The sequence below is a fragment of the Floridaenema flaviceps BLCC-F50 genome (genome assembly GCF_041929275.2).
Classification (GTDB): domain Bacteria; phylum Cyanobacteriota; class Cyanobacteriia; order Cyanobacteriales; family Aerosakkonemataceae; genus Floridanema; species Floridanema flaviceps.
Map to the genome: position 1 here is coordinate 1,144,806 of NZ_JBHFNR020000001.1, position 22,004 is coordinate 1,166,809.

Annotated in this window: 14 protein-coding genes and 2 pseudogenes; 9 read left to right on the forward strand and 7 right to left on the reverse strand. The window is 41.8% G+C overall.

Features of this window, described 5'->3' with window-relative positions; genetic code table 11:
* Positions 1-112: 112 nt before the first annotated feature.
* The 4 genes from ACE1CI_RS05585 (at position 113) to ACE1CI_RS05600 (ending at position 7,999) form a co-directional block, all read left to right on the forward strand.
* Positions 113-2,647, forward strand: a complete 2,535-nt coding sequence (locus tag ACE1CI_RS05585) for an ATP-binding protein (protein ID WP_413261227.1) — start codon at positions 113-115, stop codon at positions 2,645-2,647.
* Between the two features lie 121 nt (positions 2,648-2,768).
* Positions 2,769-5,612: an ATP-binding protein gene (locus ACE1CI_RS05590; RefSeq protein ID WP_496615258.1), complete on the forward strand. Its 2,844-nt coding sequence runs from the start codon at positions 2,769-2,771 to the stop codon at positions 5,610-5,612.
* Between the two features lie 104 nt (positions 5,613-5,716).
* Complete coding sequence (locus tag ACE1CI_RS05595) at positions 5,717-5,902, forward strand: PCP reductase family protein (protein ID WP_413261229.1); 186 nt, start codon at positions 5,717-5,719, stop codon at positions 5,900-5,902.
* Between the two features lie 255 nt (positions 5,903-6,157).
* Positions 6,158-7,999, forward strand: coding sequence for a pentapeptide repeat-containing protein (locus ACE1CI_RS05600; protein ID WP_413261230.1), 1,842 nt, complete (start codon positions 6,158-6,160; stop codon positions 7,997-7,999).
* Positions 8,000-8,165: 166 nt separating this feature from the next.
* Here the strand turns inward: ACE1CI_RS05600 and ACE1CI_RS05605 are convergent.
* From ACE1CI_RS05605 to ACE1CI_RS05620, 4 genes and pseudogenes are all read right to left on the reverse strand, one after another.
* Positions 8,166-8,417: pseudogene (locus tag ACE1CI_RS05605) on the reverse strand (PIN domain-containing protein); the annotation flags it as partial.
* Positions 8,414-8,660 (reverse strand): annotated as a pseudogene (locus tag ACE1CI_RS05610) (UPF0175 family protein). The pseudogenes ACE1CI_RS05610 and ACE1CI_RS05605, both read right to left, overlap by 4 nt.
* Positions 8,661-8,733: 73 nt before the next feature.
* Positions 8,734-9,606, reverse strand: coding sequence for an SWIM zinc finger family protein (locus tag ACE1CI_RS05615; RefSeq protein ID WP_413261233.1), 873 nt, complete (start codon positions 9,604-9,606; stop codon positions 8,734-8,736).
* 38 nt (positions 9,607-9,644) lie between these two features.
* Positions 9,645-14,255, reverse strand: a complete 4,611-nt coding sequence (locus ACE1CI_RS05620) for a sll1366 family intein-prone helicase (protein WP_413261234.1) — start codon at positions 14,253-14,255, stop codon at positions 9,645-9,647.
* 256 nt (positions 14,256-14,511) lie between these two features.
* On the opposite strand from ACE1CI_RS05620, the gene ACE1CI_RS05625 reads away from it, so the two are divergent.
* On the forward strand, positions 14,512-14,700 hold the full coding sequence (locus ACE1CI_RS05625; protein ID WP_413261235.1) for a DDE transposase family protein: 189 nt from the start codon (positions 14,512-14,514) through the stop codon (positions 14,698-14,700).
* A 78-nt stretch (positions 14,701-14,778) separates the two neighbouring features.
* Here ACE1CI_RS05625 and ACE1CI_RS05630 read toward each other — a convergent pair whose 3' ends face one another.
* A complete protein-coding gene (locus ACE1CI_RS05630) occupies positions 14,779-15,651 on the reverse strand; it encodes an S-methyl-5'-thioadenosine phosphorylase (protein ID WP_413261236.1) in 873 nt (290 codons plus the stop codon).
* Positions 15,652-15,864: 213 nt separating this feature from the next.
* Here ACE1CI_RS05630 and ACE1CI_RS05635 point away from each other — a divergent pair, with 213 nt between their 5' ends.
* Entirely contained in the window at positions 15,865-16,068 is a 204-nt protein-coding gene (locus ACE1CI_RS05635; protein ID WP_413261237.1) for a hypothetical protein, read from the forward strand.
* Between the two features lie 114 nt (positions 16,069-16,182).
* On the opposite strand, the gene ACE1CI_RS05640 is transcribed toward ACE1CI_RS05635, so the two are convergent.
* Positions 16,183-17,148 (reverse strand): DMT family transporter, encoded by a 966-nt coding sequence (locus tag ACE1CI_RS05640; protein ID WP_413261238.1) that lies wholly within the window; start codon positions 17,146-17,148, stop codon positions 16,183-16,185.
* 438 nt (positions 17,149-17,586) lie between these two features.
* On the opposite strand from ACE1CI_RS05640, the gene sppA reads away from it, so the two are divergent.
* The 3 genes from sppA to ftsH2 all read left to right on the forward strand — a co-directional run bounded on the left by sppA (position 17,587) and on the right by ftsH2 (position 21,483).
* Positions 17,587-18,408, forward strand: coding sequence for a signal peptide peptidase SppA (sppA, locus tag ACE1CI_RS05645; protein WP_413266390.1), 822 nt, complete (start codon positions 17,587-17,589; stop codon positions 18,406-18,408).
* A gap of 185 nt (positions 18,409-18,593) precedes the next feature.
* A complete protein-coding gene (aroH, locus tag ACE1CI_RS05650) occupies positions 18,594-18,989 on the forward strand; it encodes a chorismate mutase (protein ID WP_413266389.1) in 396 nt (131 codons plus the stop codon).
* 598 nt (positions 18,990-19,587) lie between these two features.
* Complete coding sequence (gene ftsH2, locus ACE1CI_RS05655) at positions 19,588-21,483, forward strand: ATP-dependent zinc metalloprotease FtsH2 (protein ID WP_413266388.1); 1,896 nt, start codon at positions 19,588-19,590, stop codon at positions 21,481-21,483.
* 216 nt (positions 21,484-21,699) lie between these two features.
* Here ftsH2 and ACE1CI_RS05660 read toward each other — a convergent pair whose 3' ends face one another.
* Positions 21,700-21,975 carry a DUF6464 family protein gene (locus tag ACE1CI_RS05660; RefSeq protein ID WP_413266387.1) on the reverse strand — a complete coding sequence of 92 codons (276 nt, stop codon included), beginning with the start codon at positions 21,973-21,975 and terminating at the stop codon, positions 21,700-21,702.
* Between the last annotated feature and the right edge of the window lie 29 nt (positions 21,976-22,004).

Consider the following 22,004-nt stretch of genomic DNA (forward strand, 5'->3'; position numbering starts at 1 on the left):
TCCTTTACCTACGTTAACTTCTCTGTTACGAAAAAGTTTTTGTCTAAATAAGAAAATTTTGTGATTGTTGTACAGTAGGTATTAATCGTATTAGTTAATACCATTTTTGCTCATGGTTAGTCTTTCTGACGATCGCACCACTCAGTCTTCTTCAACTCATCTAACCCGCAGCCTGAGTGCTTCTGAAACCTGGGGTTTTGGGTTAACTGCACATCTTTTCTGGCCCAGTATAGCAGCTACCATTCAGTTCGGATTGGGTTCAGCAGCAATCTTAGCCTGGTTCCCAGGAACGTTAGTAGGAATGCTCGCAGTTTTTCAAGTTCAGAAACTAGGCAGTCATTGGATCGATGTCGCTGGGGGAACGCCAAACTATACAACAAAACTTCTCAAACATTATCCTGGTATTGCTCGCTATGTTGCCTTGGGATATTTCTGTGGTTGGGTTTCCAGTCTATCAACTAGCGCGATCGTCCTCACTGACCTAGTTCAAGATAATTTGGCAACAATGCACCTATCCTGTCCCGAAATACCCCTCAAAGTAGGATTCACCTTGATAGCATTTGTCTTGGCATTTAGCGGCACTAGAGCTTTGAGTATTCTACATTTGTTTTTTGTCGTACCTGCGATCTTACTTCTCCTAGCCTTTTGCTTCCAAGGAATCTGTTGGTTAATCTTTTCTCCTCACAGTCCCGGCTTTTTTCCCACCACTTGGTCACACTTCAGCTTTGCAGATTGGGCAAAATGGTACTTCTTCTCCACTTATGTTACTTATGCCTGCGAAACAATCACCGCTTACGTTGCTGATAGTCGTAGTCCAAAACAGACATTAAAATTTATGCCGATCGCTGCTGGATTAATGCCACCCATATTTTTGGGCGGTACTTGGGTATTAATTCGTCTAGCAAATGAGGGCAATAGCGATGTCTTGATTAATTTCGTGACCGCAGCTAACCCATTTTGGGGTTCATTCACCTTATTATTTATCACCTTTTTAATTAGCGCAGTCAGTCTGCTATGTTGTGCCACAGTCGTTTCCAATTGTCCACGCATCCTCTACCAACTTTCCTTAGATGGGCATCTTTCACCCGTTTTTTCCGTTGTTTCCCAAAGAGGCGTTTTTGGCCCTGCGTTATTACTAATTCTCATATATAGTCTCTTCTGTTTAGTTTGGGGAAATGTAGATCAAATCATCGCCGTCTGCAATATTAGTTGGTTTATCTCCATCATGGGACTGCACTTAGGACTATGGTTGCAACGTGGCAAACCAGAGGTTTTGTTCCCGCGACTTTCACTGGGCATTTTGTTAGCTGAAGTGGTGATTCTTTTTGTGGGAGGAACTTCTTGGGGTTGGCAAAACTTTATCGTCGGATTTCTGTTTCCCATATTAATCTTACTTATCGATCGAATAATTCGCTATATTCCCTTGGCCTTTTTTGATAAAAATTGGTGGATTCGATATTATTATCGTCAGCGTACTTTGGCAATAGTTAAAGACTCGATTTTTTTACAAGTTCTTGTCTTAATTGTGCTTTTATGTGTCGCATTTGTCACAGGTTGGAGTTTTCACATCTTGTTAAATCAAAAGTCTGTTGCCCAGGCTAATGCTATGGTGATCGTGCTGTTACAAGTGGTTGTGTTTGTTGGGGTGGCGATCGCTTGCTGGACAAGTTTACCGCAAATTATGGCACTCTTTGAAGCTAAGGATGCAGCCGAAGCAGCTTTGCGAGAATCAGAAGCTAGCTTAAGACAACAAACACAACAACTGCAACAAACTCTACAGGAACTCCAACAAACACAAGCTCAACTAGTGCAAACGGAGAAAATGTCCAGTTTGGGACAAGTGGTAGCTGGAGTCGCCCATGAAATCAACAACCCAGTCAACTTCATCTACGGCAACGTCAACCCTGCCCAGGAATACATTCAAGACTTGCTACAGTTGCTGGAAATGTACCAACAGCACTATCCCACTCCCGTTTCCGAAATTCAAGACTTAGCAGAAGCGATCGAATTTGACTTTTTAAAAGAAGATTTGCCGAAACTTCTCTGTTCGATGAAAATAGGGGCAGACCGGATTCAAAAAATTGTCTTAGCACTGCGGAACTTCTCACGCATGGATGAATCAGAACTCAAAGAAGTAGACATTCACGAAGGTATCGAAAGCACCTTAATGATTCTGCAAAATCGTCTTAAGGAAAAGGCAGGACATCCCGGCATTACTGTAATTAAAGAATATGGTGATTTGCCCTTAATTGAATGTTATGCAGGACAACTCAACCAAGTATTTATGAACATTATTAGCAATGCTATTGATGCACTTGAAAGCGTTAATTGTGATGAACTATTAGCCGAACCTTTGACAATTCGGATTTGCACTAAGAGATGGAGAAGCGATCGCATCTTAATTCGGATTGCTGACAACGGCTCCGGTATGTCTGAAACTGTCAAAAACAGATTATTTGACCCATTTTTTACCACCAAACCTGTTGGTAAAGGTACGGGATTAGGAATGTCGATTAGCTATCAAATTATTACGGAAAAACACCTTGGTTCTTTGCAGTGCAACTCCGCACTTGGTCAAGGAGCAGAGTTTTTGATGGAAATTCCGATCCGTCAATCCAAAATTAGAATTTTGTCGGCAAAATGCTGAGGTTTACGAATTTTCTTTTGCTACTTTATCCTCTCAACAAAAGGTTTTCGGCTAACTGCGAAAAGGTTTGTGACTGTTGTACATTGGGCGTTAATAGTATTAATTAACACTTATTTTGCTCATGGTTAGTTCCTCTGGCGATCGCGCCACTCAGTCTTCCCCTACCCGCCTCACCCGCAACCTGAGTGCGGCTGAAACCTGGGGTTTTGGGTTAAGTGGGCATCTTGCATGGCCTAGTGTCGCGATCGCCATTCATACAGCATTGGGTTCAGCAGCCATCTTTGTCTGGTTCCCAGCCATACTAGTAGGAATGCTCACCATTCGTCAGGTGAAGCAACTGGGCAGTCATTGGATCGATGTCGCCGGAGGAACGCCAAACTATACTACTAAACTTCTCAAACATTATCCCGGCATTGGTCGCTACGCCGCCTTGGGATATTTCTTCAGTTGGGTTTCTACTTTGCCAATCAGCGCGATCGTTCTCACTGACCTGATCCGAGTTAATTTGGAGGCAATGCACCTACCCTGTCCTGAACTGCCCCTCAAAATTGGATTCACTCTAATCACCTTTGTCTTGGCATTTAGCGGCACACGGGCTTTGAGCATTCTACATTTGTTTTTTGTCCTACCTGCGATCGCCATTCTCCTAGCCTTTTGCTTGCAAGGAATCAGTTGGTTAGCCTTTTCTCCCATCACTCCAGGGTTTTTCCCCAGCAGTTGGTCACACTTGAGCTTTACAGATTGGGCAAAATGGTATTTCTTTGTCAGCTATGCCGTTTACGCCTGCGAAACAGTCTCCGCTTACGTTGCTGATAGTCGTAGTCCACAAAAGACATTGAGATTTTTGCCCGTCGCTGCTGGGTTAATGCCACCAATATTTTTGGGCGGTGCTTGGGTGTTAACCCGTCTAGCAACTGAGGGCAATGGCGATCTGTTTCTGAGTTTCGTTGCAGCTGCTAACCCATTTTGGGGTTCATTCACCCCACTAATAGTCACCTTTTTAATTGCCGCTGTCAGTCTGCTGTGTTGTGCCACCGTTGTTTCTAACTGCCCTCGCATCTTGTATCAACTTGCCTTGGATGGACATCTTTCACCCGTTTTTTCTGTAGTTTCCAAACGGGGCGTTTTTGGGCCTGGTTTGTTACTAATCCTCTTATTTAGTCTCCTCTGTTTAGTTTGGGGAGATGTCGCTCAAATCGTCGCTGTGAGCAGTGTGGGCTGGTTCACGTCCTTCATGGGACTGCGCTTAGGACTGTGGGTGCAACGTGGCAAACCAGAGGTTTTGTTCCCCCGACTTTCACTGGGCATTTTGTTATGCGAAGTGGTGATTCTTTTAGTGGGAGGGATTTCTTGGGGTTGGCGAGACTTTTTGATTGGATTTCTATTTCCCATTGGAATTTTGCTTGTCGATCGACTTATTCGCCGCATTCCCCTAGCACCTTTCCATAAGAATTGGTGGATTCGACTTTATCACAAGCGTCCTTCTGCAATAGTTCAAGACTCAATTTTGTTACAAGTTATTGTCTTGATTGTGCTGTTGTGTGCCGCAGTTTTAGCAGGCTGGAGTTTTCACATTTTCTTAGATAAAGGGTCTATTACAGAGGCTAATGTTCTAGTCGTCGTGTTATTACAGGTGGTTGTCTTTGTGGGAGTAGCGATCGCCTGTTGGACAACTTTACCGCAAGTTGTGGCACTGGGGGAAGCACGGGACGCAGCAGAGCATCTATTTAATATTGCTCAGGATGCGATGGTTGTAGTTGATGAAATGGGAATAATTCAAAGAGTTAATCCCGCTGCTGAATCGCTGTTTCAAGTTAAACAAAATCAACTTTTGAAATGTCATTTAAATCAACTGCTGCCTAATTTAGGAAATTCCCCGCCAGACTGGATTAATCGTAGCGAACACAGTCTAAATTTTACTAACAATTTAAATCCGCTCACTGTCGAAGTTTCTGTTTCCGATCGTTCTCATCAAGACTGCCAAGAATATGTGGTAATTTTGCGCGATATTAGCGATCGAAAACTTGCCGAAGAAGCCCTGCGAAAATCAGAAGCCCGCTTACGCCAGCAAGCACAACAACTGCAACAAACTCTACAGGAACTCCAGCAAACCCAAGCTCAATTAGTACAAACTGAAAAAATGTCAAGTTTGGGACAACTAGTAGCTGGAGTCGCCCATGAAATCAACAACCCAGTCAACTTTATCTATGGCAACATCAACTATGCCAGGGAATACATTCAAGACCTGCTAAATTTGCTGGAATTGTACCAAAAACACTATCTCACCCCAGCTTCAGAAATTCAAGACCTAACAGAAGAGATCGAACTTGACTTTTTAAAAGAAGATTTGCCGAAACTTCTCTGTTCCATGAAAGTAGGTACAGACAGAATTCACAAAATTGTCTTAGCCCTGCGGAATTTCTCACGTATGGATGAGGCAGAAGTGAAAGAAGTAGACATTCACGAAGGCATCGACAGTACCTTAATGATTCTGCAAAATCGGCTTAAGGAAAGGTCAGGACATCCCGGCATTACTGTAATTAAAGAGTATGGTGATTTGCCGTTAATTGAATGTTACGCCGGACAACTCAACCAAGTATTTATGAATATTCTTTCCAATGCTATTGATGCACTGGAATCAGTTGATTATGATGAACTATTAGCCGAACCTTTAACAATTCGTATTTGTACTAAGAGAGCAGGAAGCGATCGCATCTTAATCCAAATTACTGACAATGGTCCCGGTATGTCCGAAACCGTGAAAAAACGATTGTTTGACCCATTTTTTACTACCAAACCAGTTGGTAAAGGTACGGGATTAGGAATGTCGATTAGCTACCAAATTATTACGGAAAAACACCTTGGTTCTTTGCAGTGTAACTCCGTTCTCGGTCAAGGAGCAGAATTTTTGATTGAAATTCCGATTCGGCAATCCAAATTAGTAAGTTTGTCGGCAAAATGCTGAGATTTACGAAAATTAAACAAATTTAGTTACCATAACAGGTAAAATACCAACATTAGGCTGTTTAATAACAACTCATAAATAACAAATCAAAATATTAGGTAACTATGGCAAATTCTGATTTAACTGGTGGTTTGCAGTGGAGTGCTGAAGCTAAAACCAAGCTGAAAAACATTCCCTTTTTTGTGCGGACTCAGGCAAGAAGGCGAATTGAGCAATTAGCGCGAGAAGCTGAATTAGAGGAGGTTACGCCGGAGATTGTGGAACAGGCAAGGTTAGAATTTGGACAGTAGGGAAAGTGCGATCGATCTGTTTTTTATATCAAATAGAAAACAGAATCTAACAAATCGGAGATCCCCCTAAATCCCCCTTACCAAGGGGGACTTAAAATCCAGTATTGTTCCCCCCTTTTTAAGGGGGGTTAGGGGGGATCAACCATTTTTAGGGAAGTTTTAGGTAATTGATCTTGCTCGTTCTTGGGTAATTCCTCTGTTTCCTAACTGTAGTCAGATTAGAGAAAATAGTGTTAACTGGCTAGGATAATTAATATGAATGACCAACAACTGAATTTAGTATCGCTGTTTTCGAGAATTGAACAACTCGAACAGCACCTTCTTATGGTTAGAAAATATTCTACAGCGGTGAAACGTCAATTAGACTGTGTGACAGAACAGTTTAATAATAGACCTGAGTTACAAGAATGGGAACTTTTAAAAAGGGAGTTGGCTGAACTTAAAAAGCAGCAAAATATAATCTTTGGTTTGACCGATCGCACTTTCAACTCCCAAACTCTCGATTCGCCTCCCAGCAATGGTACAAAAGAAGATGCGGAAATAGTTAAGGAGTTTTTTGCCAGGGTCGATCGACAATTACAGCAAGATTCCCTCACCCCGACAGTTGAAGAATCTCAAGAATTAGCGAGTAATAATGAGCAAATTGTAAGTTTTCCAGATGAAGAAATTGATGCTGTTGAACAGGAAACAGAATTTTCTATCTTTACTGATGAAGAATTCAAAATAGAAAGAATGTTGCTGTTGTTGATGAGAGATGAGACTGAAGAAGAAGATAATCAGGAAGCAGATATCAGTGCTGAAGAGTTTTTGACAAAGTGTGATGAGGGAGAAAGAGATTTTACTGGCATTAACTTAGCCAGAGTCGATTTAAATGAAAAATCTTTTTGGAGTTATAGCAATCTGAACCTTAGCCAAGCTAATTTAAGCAAAGCTAAACTAAGGAAGGTAAACCTATCTGCTGTAAACCTGTGTCGAGCAAATTTGAGAGGGGCTGAACTTTGCGAGGCAGAATCATATCGCATAAATCTTAACGATGCAGATTTAACTAATGCAGATCTTCGTAAAGCGAAAATGTGTGAAGCTAAGTTAGGTAGGGCAAACCTTAGAAAGGCAAACCTTAGTTTAGCGAATTTGCAAACAGCAAACTTATGTGAAGCCAATTTAATTCAGGCAAATCTTAGCGGTGCGGATTTTACCTTGCAAGCAAACTTTAATGATGCAAACCTAAGTCAAGCTAACTTGAGTAGTGCAAATTTGAGGAAAGCACAATTGATAAATGCTAATCTTAGTAATGCTAATCTTAGTAATGCTAATCTCCTAGAAGCAAATTTAGAAGGAGCAAACCTGCGGGGAGCGAAGCTTCAAGAAGCAATTTATAGCGACTCGACTATCTTTCCCAAAGATTTCGATCCTGTTGAAGCAGGTGCTTATTTAATTGCTCCTAACTCGTCACTGCGAAATGCTAACTTAGCTGGCACTGATTTGAGTCAAGTAAACCTAAGTGGAGCATATTTGGAAGGTGCAAACTTCAATTCAGCTAACCTTCATAACGCAAACTTGAGTCAAGCAAATTTGTGTGGAGCGAACTTAAGCAAGGCAAAATTGTTTGGTGCAAAACTCCTTCTAGCAAATCTTTGTCACGCCAACTTAAGTGATGCAGATTTGACTAGTGCCAATCTAACTGCTGTCGATTTCAGAGTAGTAAATCTGATTCAAGCAAATTTATGGTCAACCAACTTAGCTGGTGCAGATTTAAGCCAAACAGACCTGAAAAACGCAAGAAATATTCACTGTGCTAACTTAAGTGGTGCTAATCTGAGAGGAGCCAATCTTTTGGGAGTAAGCTTGGGCCGTATTAACCTGAGTGGGGCAAACTTGAGCAGCGCAAATCTTTGTGGAACAGAATTGAGTGGAGCAAATTTAAGCGGAGCAAACCTTACTTCAGCAGACTTACGTGGAGCACGCTTGACAGGGGCAAACCTCGAAAAAGCTAACTTGAAAGGAGCAAATATAAATGGAGCAATTCTAGAGGAAAAAAATTATGAAAAAGCAAAACTTACTGGTGCAATTATGCCTGATGGCACAGTTCACGAGTAAAGGTTATCAATGTTTTGAAACAGGGAAATTGAGGAAAGATCGATCGCACTTATCAGGTTAGGGGAAAAAGTGCGATCGATCCTATTCACCAGCAGACTTAATAACCTGAGAGTAGAGTTCAGTGCTTACTCTGAAATCAACTTGTGTAATCAATTCATCAATTAATAATAGCTTCCGCTTCGCCTTGATCTAATTCTGCCAGAAGTTCTGTTACTCGGTTAGTATCCATTACTTGCCGAGTTTCAATCCAAGATAAGGTTTGAACTTCAATAGCACCCGGTACAGCATAACCTACGCTCGCCATTTCATCATAAACTGCTTGGGGAATAATAATTGTGCCATACAGTGCTTGCAATAAATTTAGCCGCTCTATAGCTGCTAAGTTAGTAATTGGTGAAGTATTGCTAACAACGATCACAATCTACCCATTTCCCTGAGAGTTTCCAAGTCTTCTTGAAAATCTTCGACATCGTAATGAATACAAATTCCCCGACGGGCGATTTCATGTTGAAATTCAATTAAGTTCATGCCAGCTAAACTGCGGGCTTTCCCTATACTAATTTTGTCTTGTTGGAAAAGCATGATGGCAATTTCTCGCTTTAATTCTGCTTCTGACATCCCTGCAGTTTTGGAGGATGTCATCGGGAATAACAACACTCATAAATCTTTTTTCTAGTGATAAGTTCAGAAGCAACTCCTCTTCATCTTAGCAAATTGAGCGTGAATGTTTCTCGTCATTCTCCCACTGTCATTGCTGAAATAATTGCTTGTTGACTAACTGCCTTATAAACTGAATCCAAATATTGCATTACTGCGTCAGATGTAGCAGTTGTTTGCGGTTTTTCCGTTTCATCATTACCTAAAGGTATTTTACCCAAAACATCTAAAATTGTTTCACTGATTGGTGATGGTGCAATTACAACTAAACCTGATTCTAAAGGTCGATCGTACTGCCAAAACTCCTCAATTTTTAGAGGATATTGTACTTTTTGATTTACCGGAATATCAGTTTCTTTTTCTCCCTGTTCCTCTTTCCCCTTGCTGCGAAACTTGCGTAAAGCTTCAATAATTTGTTCTTTGCTGCGACCTCGCAATTGAAATAACACAAACGGATCTTCACCAAAGCGATCGCCTAACAAATAATAAACCGCCCCAATATGTTTACAAGGATTCGCCTTATCAGGACAACTGCAACGACTCCGCACATCTTCCAACGTAAAAGGAAACAAACTTAAACCATTTGCCGTAAATACTTCCTCAATATTTTTTGGCATTTCTCCAGCTAATAACTTAGCCGAAAAAATCGCCTTTTCCGACATACTTTCAATTACATAATCCCATTGTTCATCAGTAAAAGGTTCCAAAAATATCGAAAGTTGATAAGGTTCCGGTTCTGTACCTTGAACTTTAGCAAAAACCTTTTGATCCTGAAAATCAATACTCAAAACATTGCCTTGTCTAGCATAAATTCGCGCCCGTTCTAAACGCTTTTTAAACCGATACTTATCCAACAATTCTAACCACCGTTCCACCCACCATTCCCGACCAGAAATAGAAGTATTATCTTCCTTTGTAACCCTCTGCATCCCAGGATCGTAATCTCTCATCTTCTTTGCGTCCTTTGCGTCCTTTGCGGTTTAAATAATTAAAAATCCGAACTATCAATTACTGTATTGCGATCGAGCAACAATAAATTCCGTAACTGATCGGTATCTAACTCAGTTAACCAATTTTCCCCACCACCTACAACCTGTTCTGCCAATGCTTTTTTACTCTCTATTAGATCGTGAATTTTCTCTTCCAAAGTACCTTGACAAACAAACTTATGCACCTGAACATTGCGCGTTTGACCAATCCGAAATACCCTATCAGTTGCTTGATTTTCCACCGCAGGATTCCACCATCTATCGAAGTGAAAAACATGATTGGCGCGAGTTAAATTCAACCCAGTACCACCAGCTTTTAAAGACAGAATCATCACTCTTGGCGCTTGCGGATCGTTTTGGAAGCGATCGATCATTTCCTCCCTTTGATTTTTGGAAGTGCTACCATATAAAAACAGCATTTCTCGATTAAACTGCTTTTCCAAATAAGGTTTTAACAGTTTCCCCCATTCCGCAAATTGGGTGAAAATTAAAGCGCGATCGCCCTCCGAAATCACCTCTTCTAACATCTCTTCTAAACGCAAAAGTTTTGCCGATCGCTTCTGATTTCCCAAACTTGCTTCCTTCAAAAATTGTGCTGGATGATTGCAAATTTGCTTCAGTTTAACCAACAACGCTAAAATTTGACCGCGCCGTTGAATCCCTTCCGAACTTTCTATTTCCGCCAAAGATTCTTCGACTAATTTTTGATATAATTCTGCTTGTTCTGCTGTTAAACCGCAAAATACATTCATTTCCTGCTTTTCGGGCAAATCTTGAATGATATCGCGATCGGTTTTTAAGCGGCGAAGGATGAAAGGTTGGACTAGCGATCGTAAAGTTTTTAACGAAGAAGTATCCCCATATTTTTCCACCGGAATCGCAAAACGCCGTTGAAAGAAATTTTTTGGCCCCAAATAACCAGGATTCAGAAAATCCAAAATTGACCAAAGTTCCGACAATCTATTTTCTACCGGAGTTCCTGTTAACGCAACGCGGAAACTCGCCTCTAAATCCCTGACTGCTTGCGACTGTTTCGCTTCTGGATTTTTAATATTTTGTGCTTCATCTAACACCACGCCTTGCCAAGAAACAGTTTGTAAATCTTTCACATCTCGGAAAACTAATTGATAACTAGTAATTACCAAATGTTTATCCTGAACTGCTTTCGCCAACGCCTTTCCTTTGGGACGTTTATCACCGTGATGCACCACAACTTTTAAACTAGGGCCAAATTTTTTAACTTCTCTTTCCCAGTTACCTAAAACTGATGTTGGACAAACTAAAAGAGTCGGTTTTTCCAGTGCATTCTCTTCTTTTAAATGTAAGAGAAAAGCGATGAACTGGATAGTATTATGACAGAGGATATTATTCGCTACAAAATTGTGATGTTCGCTTACCTCAAAATCATAAACCCAACCATCATAATCAATCTCTTCAATCTCTTCTATTTGGCAATAAAAAACTTCCCGAGCGAAAAAATCTTGCAAACGCTGTCTAGTTAAACTTAAATGTTGAGTATCCAGTTGCGCGTATGCTGCAAGAGTTTGATTTGTCCACTTAGAAGATTTCGACAGTCGATATTGTTTTTCTGCTTCCCCACTCAAGATGCGATCGCATCCTGCCAATACCTTTTCTAAACTACTTCGAGAAAACTGTTGACTACCATTAATATATACAGTGTTGTGCATCCCGAAATGTCGGATTGGTAACTTAGTTGTAGAGACAGTTTCAGCGACTAAATCAGAAACAGGAATTCCCTCAACATTTGTGTTACTTACCTTTTGACAAATCGCCGTTAACTTCTGTTGTTTAACCAAATTTCCAAAACCAATTTCTTGCCAAAATATGCGGGCGGAATTTCCCCCAAGAGTGCCTATATAATAAGTACGGAAAATCTTTGTTCCATTGGTAGCACATTTTTGTTTAGCGGAAATTCTTAACCAAATACCGAAACGTCTTAATAACGTGGACAATTGTTGAATTAGCAAAGCTGAAGCTGTACTAATTTCGACACTACCCATATTACTAATAACCGCAGATTCAGCATCAAAATAGTTTCTCAGAAAAATCCGCACAGTGTTTAAATCTGCCTGCATTATCCATGCTGGAATAGACTTTTCTGCCGACTTCTTACCCCATTCATAACCTTTAGCTTCCAAGAATTGGCGATAGGATTGACTGTTTACTTGAAGCGCCGGAACTTTACCAGGGAAAGTGCGAATTTTTGGACAATTAATTTTGAGATTATAACGTTTACCAATGCGTTGAAATGTTTCCTTCAATTCCTCCAAACAGACAACATCTTTTTGTGATATTGCCATACTTCCCCGTTCTTTCAGTTCATATCCCTCAGCAATTTGCCAAGCAATAAATTTCACTAAATCGGGATCTTCTGGTTTTCCTTCCCAAACCAGTTTAGCAGGTACACAAACGTAATCTCCGACTTTTAAATTATTGTTCCATCCATCTTTAGTTAAAAGTTTATGACGGTGGGTAATTGTAATATTGCTACCATCTTTTAACCGGATAATTCGCAATTTCTCTTGTACTTTCTGGCGATATAAACTGCGAATAGGAGTCTGGATAATTTGACCATTTTTTTCATTGATGGCATTCACAAGTAACGTACTATTAGGAACACTCCAAAATCCTTCTCCATCAAAATCTATATCTGTAACGTGAGTATCCCAAATTTCTTGGGCGGTGCGTAAATTTCCGTTAATTAATACTAAAGATTGCGGGTGGATACACTTTCCTAATCCCATATCGTCCGCTAAACAAGCACCTAATCCCCAGCGTTCTAAAAATGCTAACCAACCTACACCTCTTGCTTGGTAAGGGCGTAATTCTCCTTTGAAAGATTGGGGAGGATCGATCGCCTCCACCGCCCGATTACTTGTTAAAGCATTCAACAAATCTTGCAAAACTCCCGAAGCTTCAAAACTCACCACAGGCAATTTTTCCACCATTTGAGTATCACCTGTACTGAGACGCAAAGCATCTTCCAAAGAAAGAGACATTTCCTCTTTTCGAGAAGCAAAGAAATTCTTCGCTGACTTTACATCTTGCGGGCGTAACTCCACCCATTCCCCATTAATTTCTACCAGAGGACTATTCTGTGCTGCTAACTTGTCAAACTCTTTTTTAGAAATAGTTTGCCCACCAATAGATAACTGCCATTTAAAATTTAATAAACTCTGCAAACCTAAGCGTTGATTAGGTTTTAATTCAGGAGTTTGGGCGCGAATACTTAAACCCAAACGACTCGCCCAACCATCTCGATTTGCCAAACTTGGTGGTAAAATTACCCCTAAACCGCTATCTTGAAAACGCCACGCACCACCTTTAATAAACTCATAAGCTTCTAACGGATTCAAGCGACAAAATAGCGGCGTAGCAGTTTCTAAACTCGGTTCAATTACTGGCATTAATCGTGAAGCTAAACCTAACCCTTGTAGAAATGTTTCTTGCGGACGTTCGATGGTTCTTCCTTGATAAATAAAACGTTCAACTGGATTCTGCCAAATAGTTGTAGCATCTACAATAAATTCAGGATCGTCAACAGCTTGCAAACAATATTCTAAAGTCCAATCTTGCTGATTTTCTGCGGGAGGATGGACTTTAAAACAAGTGCGGAATAAACTTTGTCCGGTTAGAAATGGTTGTACAGGTGCAATCCAAGCATTTAAAATTGCTGCTAAACGTTCTGGGGTTTCTCTTGTTACTTGTGCCGACTCATTTCCCAATCCTTCTAACCATTTCTGCACCAAATTTTCTGTATTTGGTACAGAGTTTCCCTTCGCCACACTTCGCACTTGAAGATCGATCGCGCTACTTAAGAAACTCAGCAGTAACTCTTTAGGTTCTGGCGGTAATTCTAAACTGATAAATGGCGAAGAATCATCAATTTCCCAACCTTGATAAGTGCGACAAGTAGCAGGCATTTGTCGGGCAAAATTTTCTAACCTCACTTGATCGACTCCGCTATCAAGTAAAGGTTGCCAAACAGCAACAAATTCATTTTCTAACTGTTTCAATCTCGGCAAAAATTTGCATCTTGCTAGTAAATCTACACTCCACCTTGCTATATGACACCAAAATTGCAAATCTCTCCCTAAGAACGAATCTGATTCATTAATAGTTGTCAGTGGCAAAGCATTTAAAAATTCCCTAGCTTCCTGTCTATTTAAAGTAATTCCTTCCACTTGCCAAGGATACAAATAACAAGAAGATATCTCTGCTTCGTTTTCATTTAATATAGTTCCCGAATGCAACGGCAACAAAGCATTATTATCTGCTTCTAATATTTGAGTTGGTAATCCTAATACTTGCACTTGCCAACGGTTATTTTGGCTTTCTTCCTGTTTCTTTTTCCCTTTTTTAGCTGTACTTTTCTCAACAGTTAACGTATCCGATGGTAGCGCCTTGCTAACTTTTTCTAAACTCTGCAAATACTCGACTAATTCCGGTTTACTCATTGCCAATGGATGAGGTAGAAGCGTTGTAAATCCCTCAGAGTTTGCTGGATTCACTCTGCGCCAAGTTTCTCCCCAAACGAATAGATAATTGCCTTGAGATCGATCGATCCAACTACCGTGTAAAATTGCCATTTAGAAACTGCTCAATTTTTGTTGGTTATGTTTTACTCATCATTAGTCAATGCTGAAAAATCACTGGCTAATGATTGAGATTTATTGATGATTGTTTTAGAATATTGGCGCTTGATACGGTAAGCGTTGCTGAAGATTAACCAGTGAAATTGCGGATATCATTTTATGATAACCCTAAAAATCCCAGAAAACAACAATTTATCGCTTTTCTTTGGTTAATTACAGTTACAAATTTTTACAAAAAAGGTGAAAATTTATGAGCGATTCTCAAGGCTGGTATATTATCAAACGTAACGAGGGTAATTGCGATATTGTTCCTAGTCAACAATTGGAAAGCCAGGAAGATAGTAACATCTTAGAACGTTGGGGGCCTTTTGATACTGTAGAAGATGCGATCGCTCGTCGTGTCGGATTAATTCGCGCCGGAAAATGTAAACCTGTTTAGGGACTGGGGACTAGGGATTGGGGATTGGGGACTGGGAAAGGGAAATTTTGCAACTACAAATTTTCCCTTTTCTCATCTTTAAAGATATTTTTTCAGCAACAAACTTAAATTTTCTTTTGTTGTTGTAGGAACTTTATCCAATGGGGTGAGAATAGCGTATTTCAAAGCAGAATGAGCTTCGGAAACAAAGGGATTTTCTGTAATTCTTCGCACCGTTTCTTGAATTACTTTTTGAGCATTAACAGCATTACGTTGTAAATTATCAATAATCATTTCTACAGTCACGCTGTCATGATCTGGATGCCAACAATCGTAATCAGTAACTAAAGCTAAAGTTGTGTAAGCAATTTCCGCTTCTCTGGCTAATTTCGCCTCTGGTAAATTAGTCATTCCAATCACCGTTGCACCCCAACTGCGGTAAAGATGAGACTCTGCTTTAGTAGAAAAAGCTGGCCCTTCCATACAAACATAAGTACCGCCACGATGTAAATTTACACCGTCCAAATTTAAACTAGCCACTGCATCTGCTACCACATTAGCTAATTGTTGACAAATCGGATCGCCAAATGCAATATGAGCTACAATTCCCTCTCCAAAAAAGGTGGATACTCTATTCTTGGTGCGATCGATAAACTGATCTGGCACCACCATGTCTAGAGGTTTAGCTTCCTCCTTGAGAGAACCAACAGCTGACGCGGAGATTAAATATTCAACGCCCAGCTGCTTCATTGCGTAAATGTTCGCACGAAAAGGTAACTCAGACGGCAACAGAGTATGATTGCGACCATGACGAGCTAAGAAAGCTACCTTAGCACCTGCCAAAGTTCCTACAATTAAAGCATCAGAGGGTGGCCCAAAAGGAGTATCAACTTGCACCTCTTCCACATCTTTGAGTGCTTCCATTTTGTAAAGACCACTGCCCCCAATAATTCCAATTTTCGCCTGAGTCATAGAATTTGTTGTGTTGCGGGTGAGACTCCAGCATTTTACCCGTCAATCGGAACACAGGGAAGTGGTTTGGAAAGCGATACGTGCTGACGCACAGGCTACGCCAACGCGATCGCACTTCTTTATATAAACTTTAACATCCGACTGGTGAGAAGAACGACTTCCTTGGGAATACTTACTGTGGTTGAATACGGTTATAGATGAATTGAAATACTTATGAGACACTTTGAAGCCCAACCAAAAGTCTCCGTTGAAAGCATCCTAGAAAGGATCTTTACTGTTCGCCAGATTAATCGGAAAGATCAAAATACTTTAATGGCAGCACTGCTATCTAAAGATTCTCTCAGCGAAAAAGATCAGCGCCAGATTAATAAAGTTTACGAAGCAATTCAAAAGGGATTAATCAGAATCGTAGATTAAACAAGAAAGGCAGAAGGCAGAAGACAGAAGGTAAGAAAAGATAAAGGTTATATTTTCTCCCCATCTCCCCACCTCCCCATCTCCCCACCTCCCCATCTCCTCATCCCCTCTGCCTCAATTATCCAAATTCAGTTTAGTAGATGCTTCCACATCAGCAGGTTGAAGTTTTAGCAACTTACCTAATTTATCTCGCTGATTTACTAAGTAAATACTGACCAAAGTTAAACTGACTCCCAACCATTGATGAGGTTGCAGCATTTCGGAAAGGAAGAGATTACCGAACAACAATGCAAATACAGGAGTGAGAAAAGTTAAAGAACTCAAACTAGTTAAACTACCACGAGAAGCAAAGTAGAAGAATAAACCGTAAGCGATCGCACTACCAAAAATCGTCGCATAACTTAAAGCCATCCAGCTAGACAAATCCAAATTTTGCCACTGCTGAGTTTCCAAAGTTCCCGAAAGCACAAATAAAGGCAAACCACCCAAAATCATGTGCCAACCAGTAGCAACCACAGGATCGACATGGCGACTAACAAACCGAGAAATTACCGTTCCCACTGCCATAGACAATGCTGCTAACAGCATTAACCACAATCCGCGATCGAACAAATTTACAATTACAGCTTTAACATCAGCAAATTCTCTAGGAATATTAACCAGCATCCCCAAACCCAAACTTTCACTATTTGGATGCAACAGTGCCACAATCCATTCATCGGGTAAACCAATTAAACTAATTCCAAAAACCCCAATCCCTAATCCCAACCATCCCCACAAACCAATCTTTTCCCCAAACAGCAACAGAGATAAAACTGCCACAGCTAAAGGTTGAGAATCAATCATTACCGAACCTAAACCCGCACTAGTGCGAACCAAACCTTCTGCCAAAAAACCTTGAAACAGCGCTGCATCAACCAAACCAAACAAAGCAATCCACAACCAAGCTAACAAAGTCCGGGGTTGAGATCTGCCAGTGAGCATACAAAAAAGTAGCACAAATACCCCAGCAGGCACCAAGCGCACTCCTGCTACAAAAAACGGTGTCGTCTGTGGCATCACACCTTTCATCGCCACCATTGCCGTTCCCCAAAGGAAAAAAGGCGCAATCAGCAGCACAGAAGCAAACGGAACTCTAAATGGGTTGATTTCTCCTGGCGAAGCGGTTTCTGCATTAGCGATCGCCGTTGGAGATACTACATTAAAGTCTTTTTCTAAATCAATTTGCGTTTCTTTTAAATTCATTTCTCGATTGGGAGAGTCGTTTACCTTATAAATATCTTGATTGTACTGAATTATGTAGTTGTGTTAAGCAAATTACAAAGAAGCAGAGGAGTTGAAGAAGTGGGGAGGTGGGGAGGTAGGGGGGTGGGGGGAGTTGTTGAGGTAGATTAGGGATTCCCCCCATCTCCCCATCTCCCCATCCCCCCACCTCTTCTTCCCAGTCCCCAATACCCCGCTTTCTGCTTAGACTGAAGATAGGAAGTAACTATCATCACCACTAAATCTTAATTGCTCATGATTTGGCCGTTTAAGCCTAAGTTTCGTAAACAAATAGCACGCATTGAAGTATCAGGTGCGATCGCAGGTGCCACTCGCAATAGAGTACTCGAAGCCCTAAAATTCGTAGAAGAAAGGCGTTTTCCTGCCTTGCTGCTACGAATTGACAGTCCTGGCGGTACAGTGGGAGATTCCCAAGAAATTTATAGCGCCTTGAAGCGTTTGCAAGAAAAAGTCAAAATAGTCGCTAGTTTTGGTAATATTTCCGCCTCTGGTGGCGTTTATATTGGCATGGGTGCTCAGCATATTATGGCTAACCCAGGTACGATTACTGGTAGCATTGGCGTAATTTTGCGGGGAAACAACTTAGAACGCCTGTTGGATAAAATCGGTGTTTCCTTCAAAGTGATTAAATCAGGCCCTTATAAAGATATTTTGTCCTTCGATCGCGAACTCACCGAACCAGAACAAAATATCCTTCAAGAACTGATTGATACCAGTTACCAACAATTCGTCCAAACTGTCGCCGAAGCAAGGCGATTAACAGTAGAGTCAGTGAGAAGTTTTGCTGATGGCAGGATTTTTACTGGACAACAAGCTGTAGAATTAGGCATAGTTGACCGTTTGGGAACCGAAGAAGATGCCCGTCGTTGGGCAGCAGAATTGGCAGGACTTGACCCAGAAAAAACCCGCTGCTACAACTTTGAAGAAAAGAAACCACTGTTGGGCCGTTTAATTTCTGGGGATAGACAGGAAAGTAGTGTTTTATCAGCAGGGATGAATTGGTTAGAATTTGAGCTAAAGACCAGCGGGCAACCTTTGTGGCTATATAAACCATAAGTTTAAACAAATTGGTACTTTCTAGGTTCAATCTGAGGTTTTGTTAATATTGCTGACGGCACTGCTGACTTTTCGGCAGTGCTTCAGTCATGATGGGTTTAGGAACGATCGCTTTTGTCGCGATCGTCAACTTTAAAAAAATTGTTTGTCTATTTTGTTTTATCGATAATTAGGAGGATGTTTGCGTGGAGTGGCGAGTTAAGGCAATTCGTGGGGCGACAACTGTCACCGAAAATTCCGTGACAGCAATCAGCGAAGCAGTAAAAGAACTGTTGGACGAACTAGAAGCGCATAATAATTTTGACCCTGACGATATTATTAGTGCCATTTTCTCCGCTACACGCGATCTAGATGCGATTTTCCCCGCTGCGATCGCTCGTCAACGCCCACACTGGCAAAACGTCCCCTTACTAGATGTCCAACAAATGCACGTCGAGGGAGGATTAGAACGCTGCATCCGCTTCCTAATTCACGTCAACGTACCCCATCCTGTAGAAATTTACCATCCCTACCTCCGTCAAGCCAAAAGCCTCAGACCAGACTGGAGTCTGAGGAATTCCCTTTTGAGTGCAGAGTTTTAGCTCCAGGGGCAGAGGGGCAGAGGGGCAGAGGGGCAGAGGGGCAGAGGGGCAGAGGGGCAGAGGGGCAGAGGGGCAGAGGAGCAGAGGAGCAGAGGAGCAGAGGAGCAGAGGAGCAGAGGAGCAGAGGAGCAGAGGAGCAGAGGGGCAGAGGGGCAGAGGGGCAGAGGGGCAGAGGGGCAGAGGAGGAAAAGGTAAAAAATTCCCAAGAGTCCCCTTGTCCCCTTGTCCCCTTGTCCCCTTGTCCCCTTGTCCCCTTGTCCCCTTGTCCCCCAGTCCCCAATCCCCAGTCCCCAATCCCCAGTCCCTAGTCTTGCCCTAATTATGATAAATAAGTTAAATTTAATTAAGATTTGTTTGCTGTTACACGCTTTCGTTTTAAAGAAAGCTTTTTAACTCTGACAGGACATTAGTGCAGGACAGAGGAAAGCAGATCAAAATAAACAGCTTTTTACAAGCTCATTTAAAGCCTTCTGCCTTCTGACTTCTGCCTTCTGCCCTAGTTTAAACAGCGCAAAATTTAACTGACAGCTTTCAAAAGCACTTATTTGTGTAATCGAGAACCTATTTTGTTTAAATTGCATTTAGAGGCCACCCAACTATGAAGTCTTCCTGGAAAGTCGTAGTACTGTGGATGTTGCCTGCGTTACTCATAGGATTTTTCCTGTGGCAAGGGGCATTCTCATCATCAGCGATGGATACGGGCAGAAATACTGCTAGTACCCGCATGAGCTATGGTCGATTTTTAGATTATTTAGATTCCGGTCGAGTTACCAGCGTTGACCTCTATGAGGGTGGTCGGACAGCTATTGTAGAAGGAATCGACCCAGAACCAGTTTTGGGTTCCCAAGTCCAGCACTGGCGAGTTGATTTACCCTCTAACGCCCCAGAATTAATTGCCAAACTCAAAGAATCAAATATTAGCTTCGCCTCTCATCCCATGAGAAACGATGGCGCAATTTGGGGATTGTTGGGTAACTTAGTATTCCCCGTTTTATTGATTGCCGGATTGTTTTTCTTGTTCCGTCGTTCCAGCAACATTCCCGGTGGGCCCGGACAAGCAATGAATTTCGGTAAATCTCGCGCCCGGTTCATGATGGAAGCGAAAACCGGAATTAAATTCGATGATGTGGCAGGAATTGAAGAAGCAAAAGAAGAATTACAAGAAGTTGTAACTTTCCTGAAACAACCAGAACGCTTTAGCGCAGTCGGTGCCAGAATTCCCAAAGGTGTTCTATTAGTTGGCCCTCCGGGAACTGGGAAAACTTTGTTAGCTAAAGCTATTGCTGGGGAAGCTGGTGTTCCTTTCTTCAGTATTTCCGGTTCTGAGTTCGTGGAAATGTTTGTGGGTGTGGGTGCTTCCCGCGTCCGTGACTTGTTCAAAAAAGCGAAAGAAAACGCCCCATGCTTGGTGTTCATCGATGAAATTGATGCCGTCGGTAGAATGCGGGGTACGGGTATCGGTGGCGGAAACGATGAAAGAGAGCAAACTTTAAACCAGTTGCTTACAGAAATGGACGGTTTTGAAGGTAATACAGGTATTATCATCATTGCTGCTACTAACCGCCCTGATGTACTTGATTCTGCTTTGATGCGTCCGGGACGTTTTGACAGACAAGTAACTGTAGATGCTCCAGATATGAAGGGACGTTTGGAAATCCTCAAAGTCCATGCCCGGAACAAGAAGCTATCTGATGAGGTTTCTTTAGAAGCTATTGCCCGTCGCACTCCTGGTTTTACAGGTGCAGATTTGGCGAATTTGCTGAATGAAGCGGCAATTTTAACCGCTAGACGGCGCAAAGAAGGTATTACCATGCCGGAAATCGACGATGCGGTTGACCGTGTGGTTGCTGGTATGGAAGGTACTCCTTTGGTAGATAGCAAATCTAAGCGGTTAATTGCTTATCACGAAGTTGGTCACGCGATCGTTGGTACTTTGTTGAAAGACCATGACCCAGTACAAAAGGTGACTTTGATTCCCAGAGGACAAGCTAGAGGTTTGACTTGGTTTACTCCTAATGAGGAGCAAGGTTTAACTTCTAGGTCGCAACTGAAAGCAAGAATTACTGCTGCTTTGGGTGGTCGTGCTGCTGAAGAAATTATTTTCGGAGATGCAGAAGTAACTACTGGCGCTGGTGGTGATTTGCAACAAGTTGCTGGCATGGCTAGACAAATGGTAACTCGTTTAGGGATGTCTGATTTGGGGCCTTTGTCTTTGGAAAGTCAAAGCGGTTCCGAGGTATTTTTAGGACGAGACTTGATGAATCGTTCTGATTATTCTGAGGAAATTGCTTCCCGTGTGGATGGTCAGGTAAGAGCGATCGTTGGTCAATGTTATGAAGATGCTAAGCAAATTATGCGCGATCATCGCACGGTGATCGATCGCTTAGTCGATCTTCTCGTTGAAAAAGAAACGATCGACGGTGAAGAATTCCGCCAAATTGTCGCTGAGTACACTGTTGTTCCTGAAAAAGAAGAATATGTTCCTCAGATATAAGTTTTAAGCTCTAGGTGAATAGGTGAATTAGGGATGATTTAATCATCCCTATTTTTTTGCCAGAAAGCTCCGAGAAAGTCCTGAGTTTGCAGGGGTGGGTTTTATCCCCTAGTCCCCTTGTTCCCCAATCCCCTTGTCCCCTTGTCCCCCAATCCCCTTGTCCCCTTGTCCCCTTGTCCCCTTGTCCCCTTGTCCCCCTTCCCCAATCCCCAGTCCCTAATCCCTCATCTGATAATGAACACAGCCATCACAAGGCCCATCAGGATTGATGGCGCAACGCAAATGGGGCGATCGCGCATTGAATTTACAGCTGATGTCACCGATATAACTTTGATTTTGCAGTCGGGGCGGGAAATTTAAGGGGGTAAGAGAGGCTCTTTCTATGGCTATTCTCAACCTTTCTCGCCCTCTGACTTCTGCTTGCCGAATTACCCAAATCGAGACTATTGGGGGGATTAAACCGATTAAGAATATTAGCAATGTCTGCAACACGCAAAAAACCTGCCATTTTTTAAATTGGC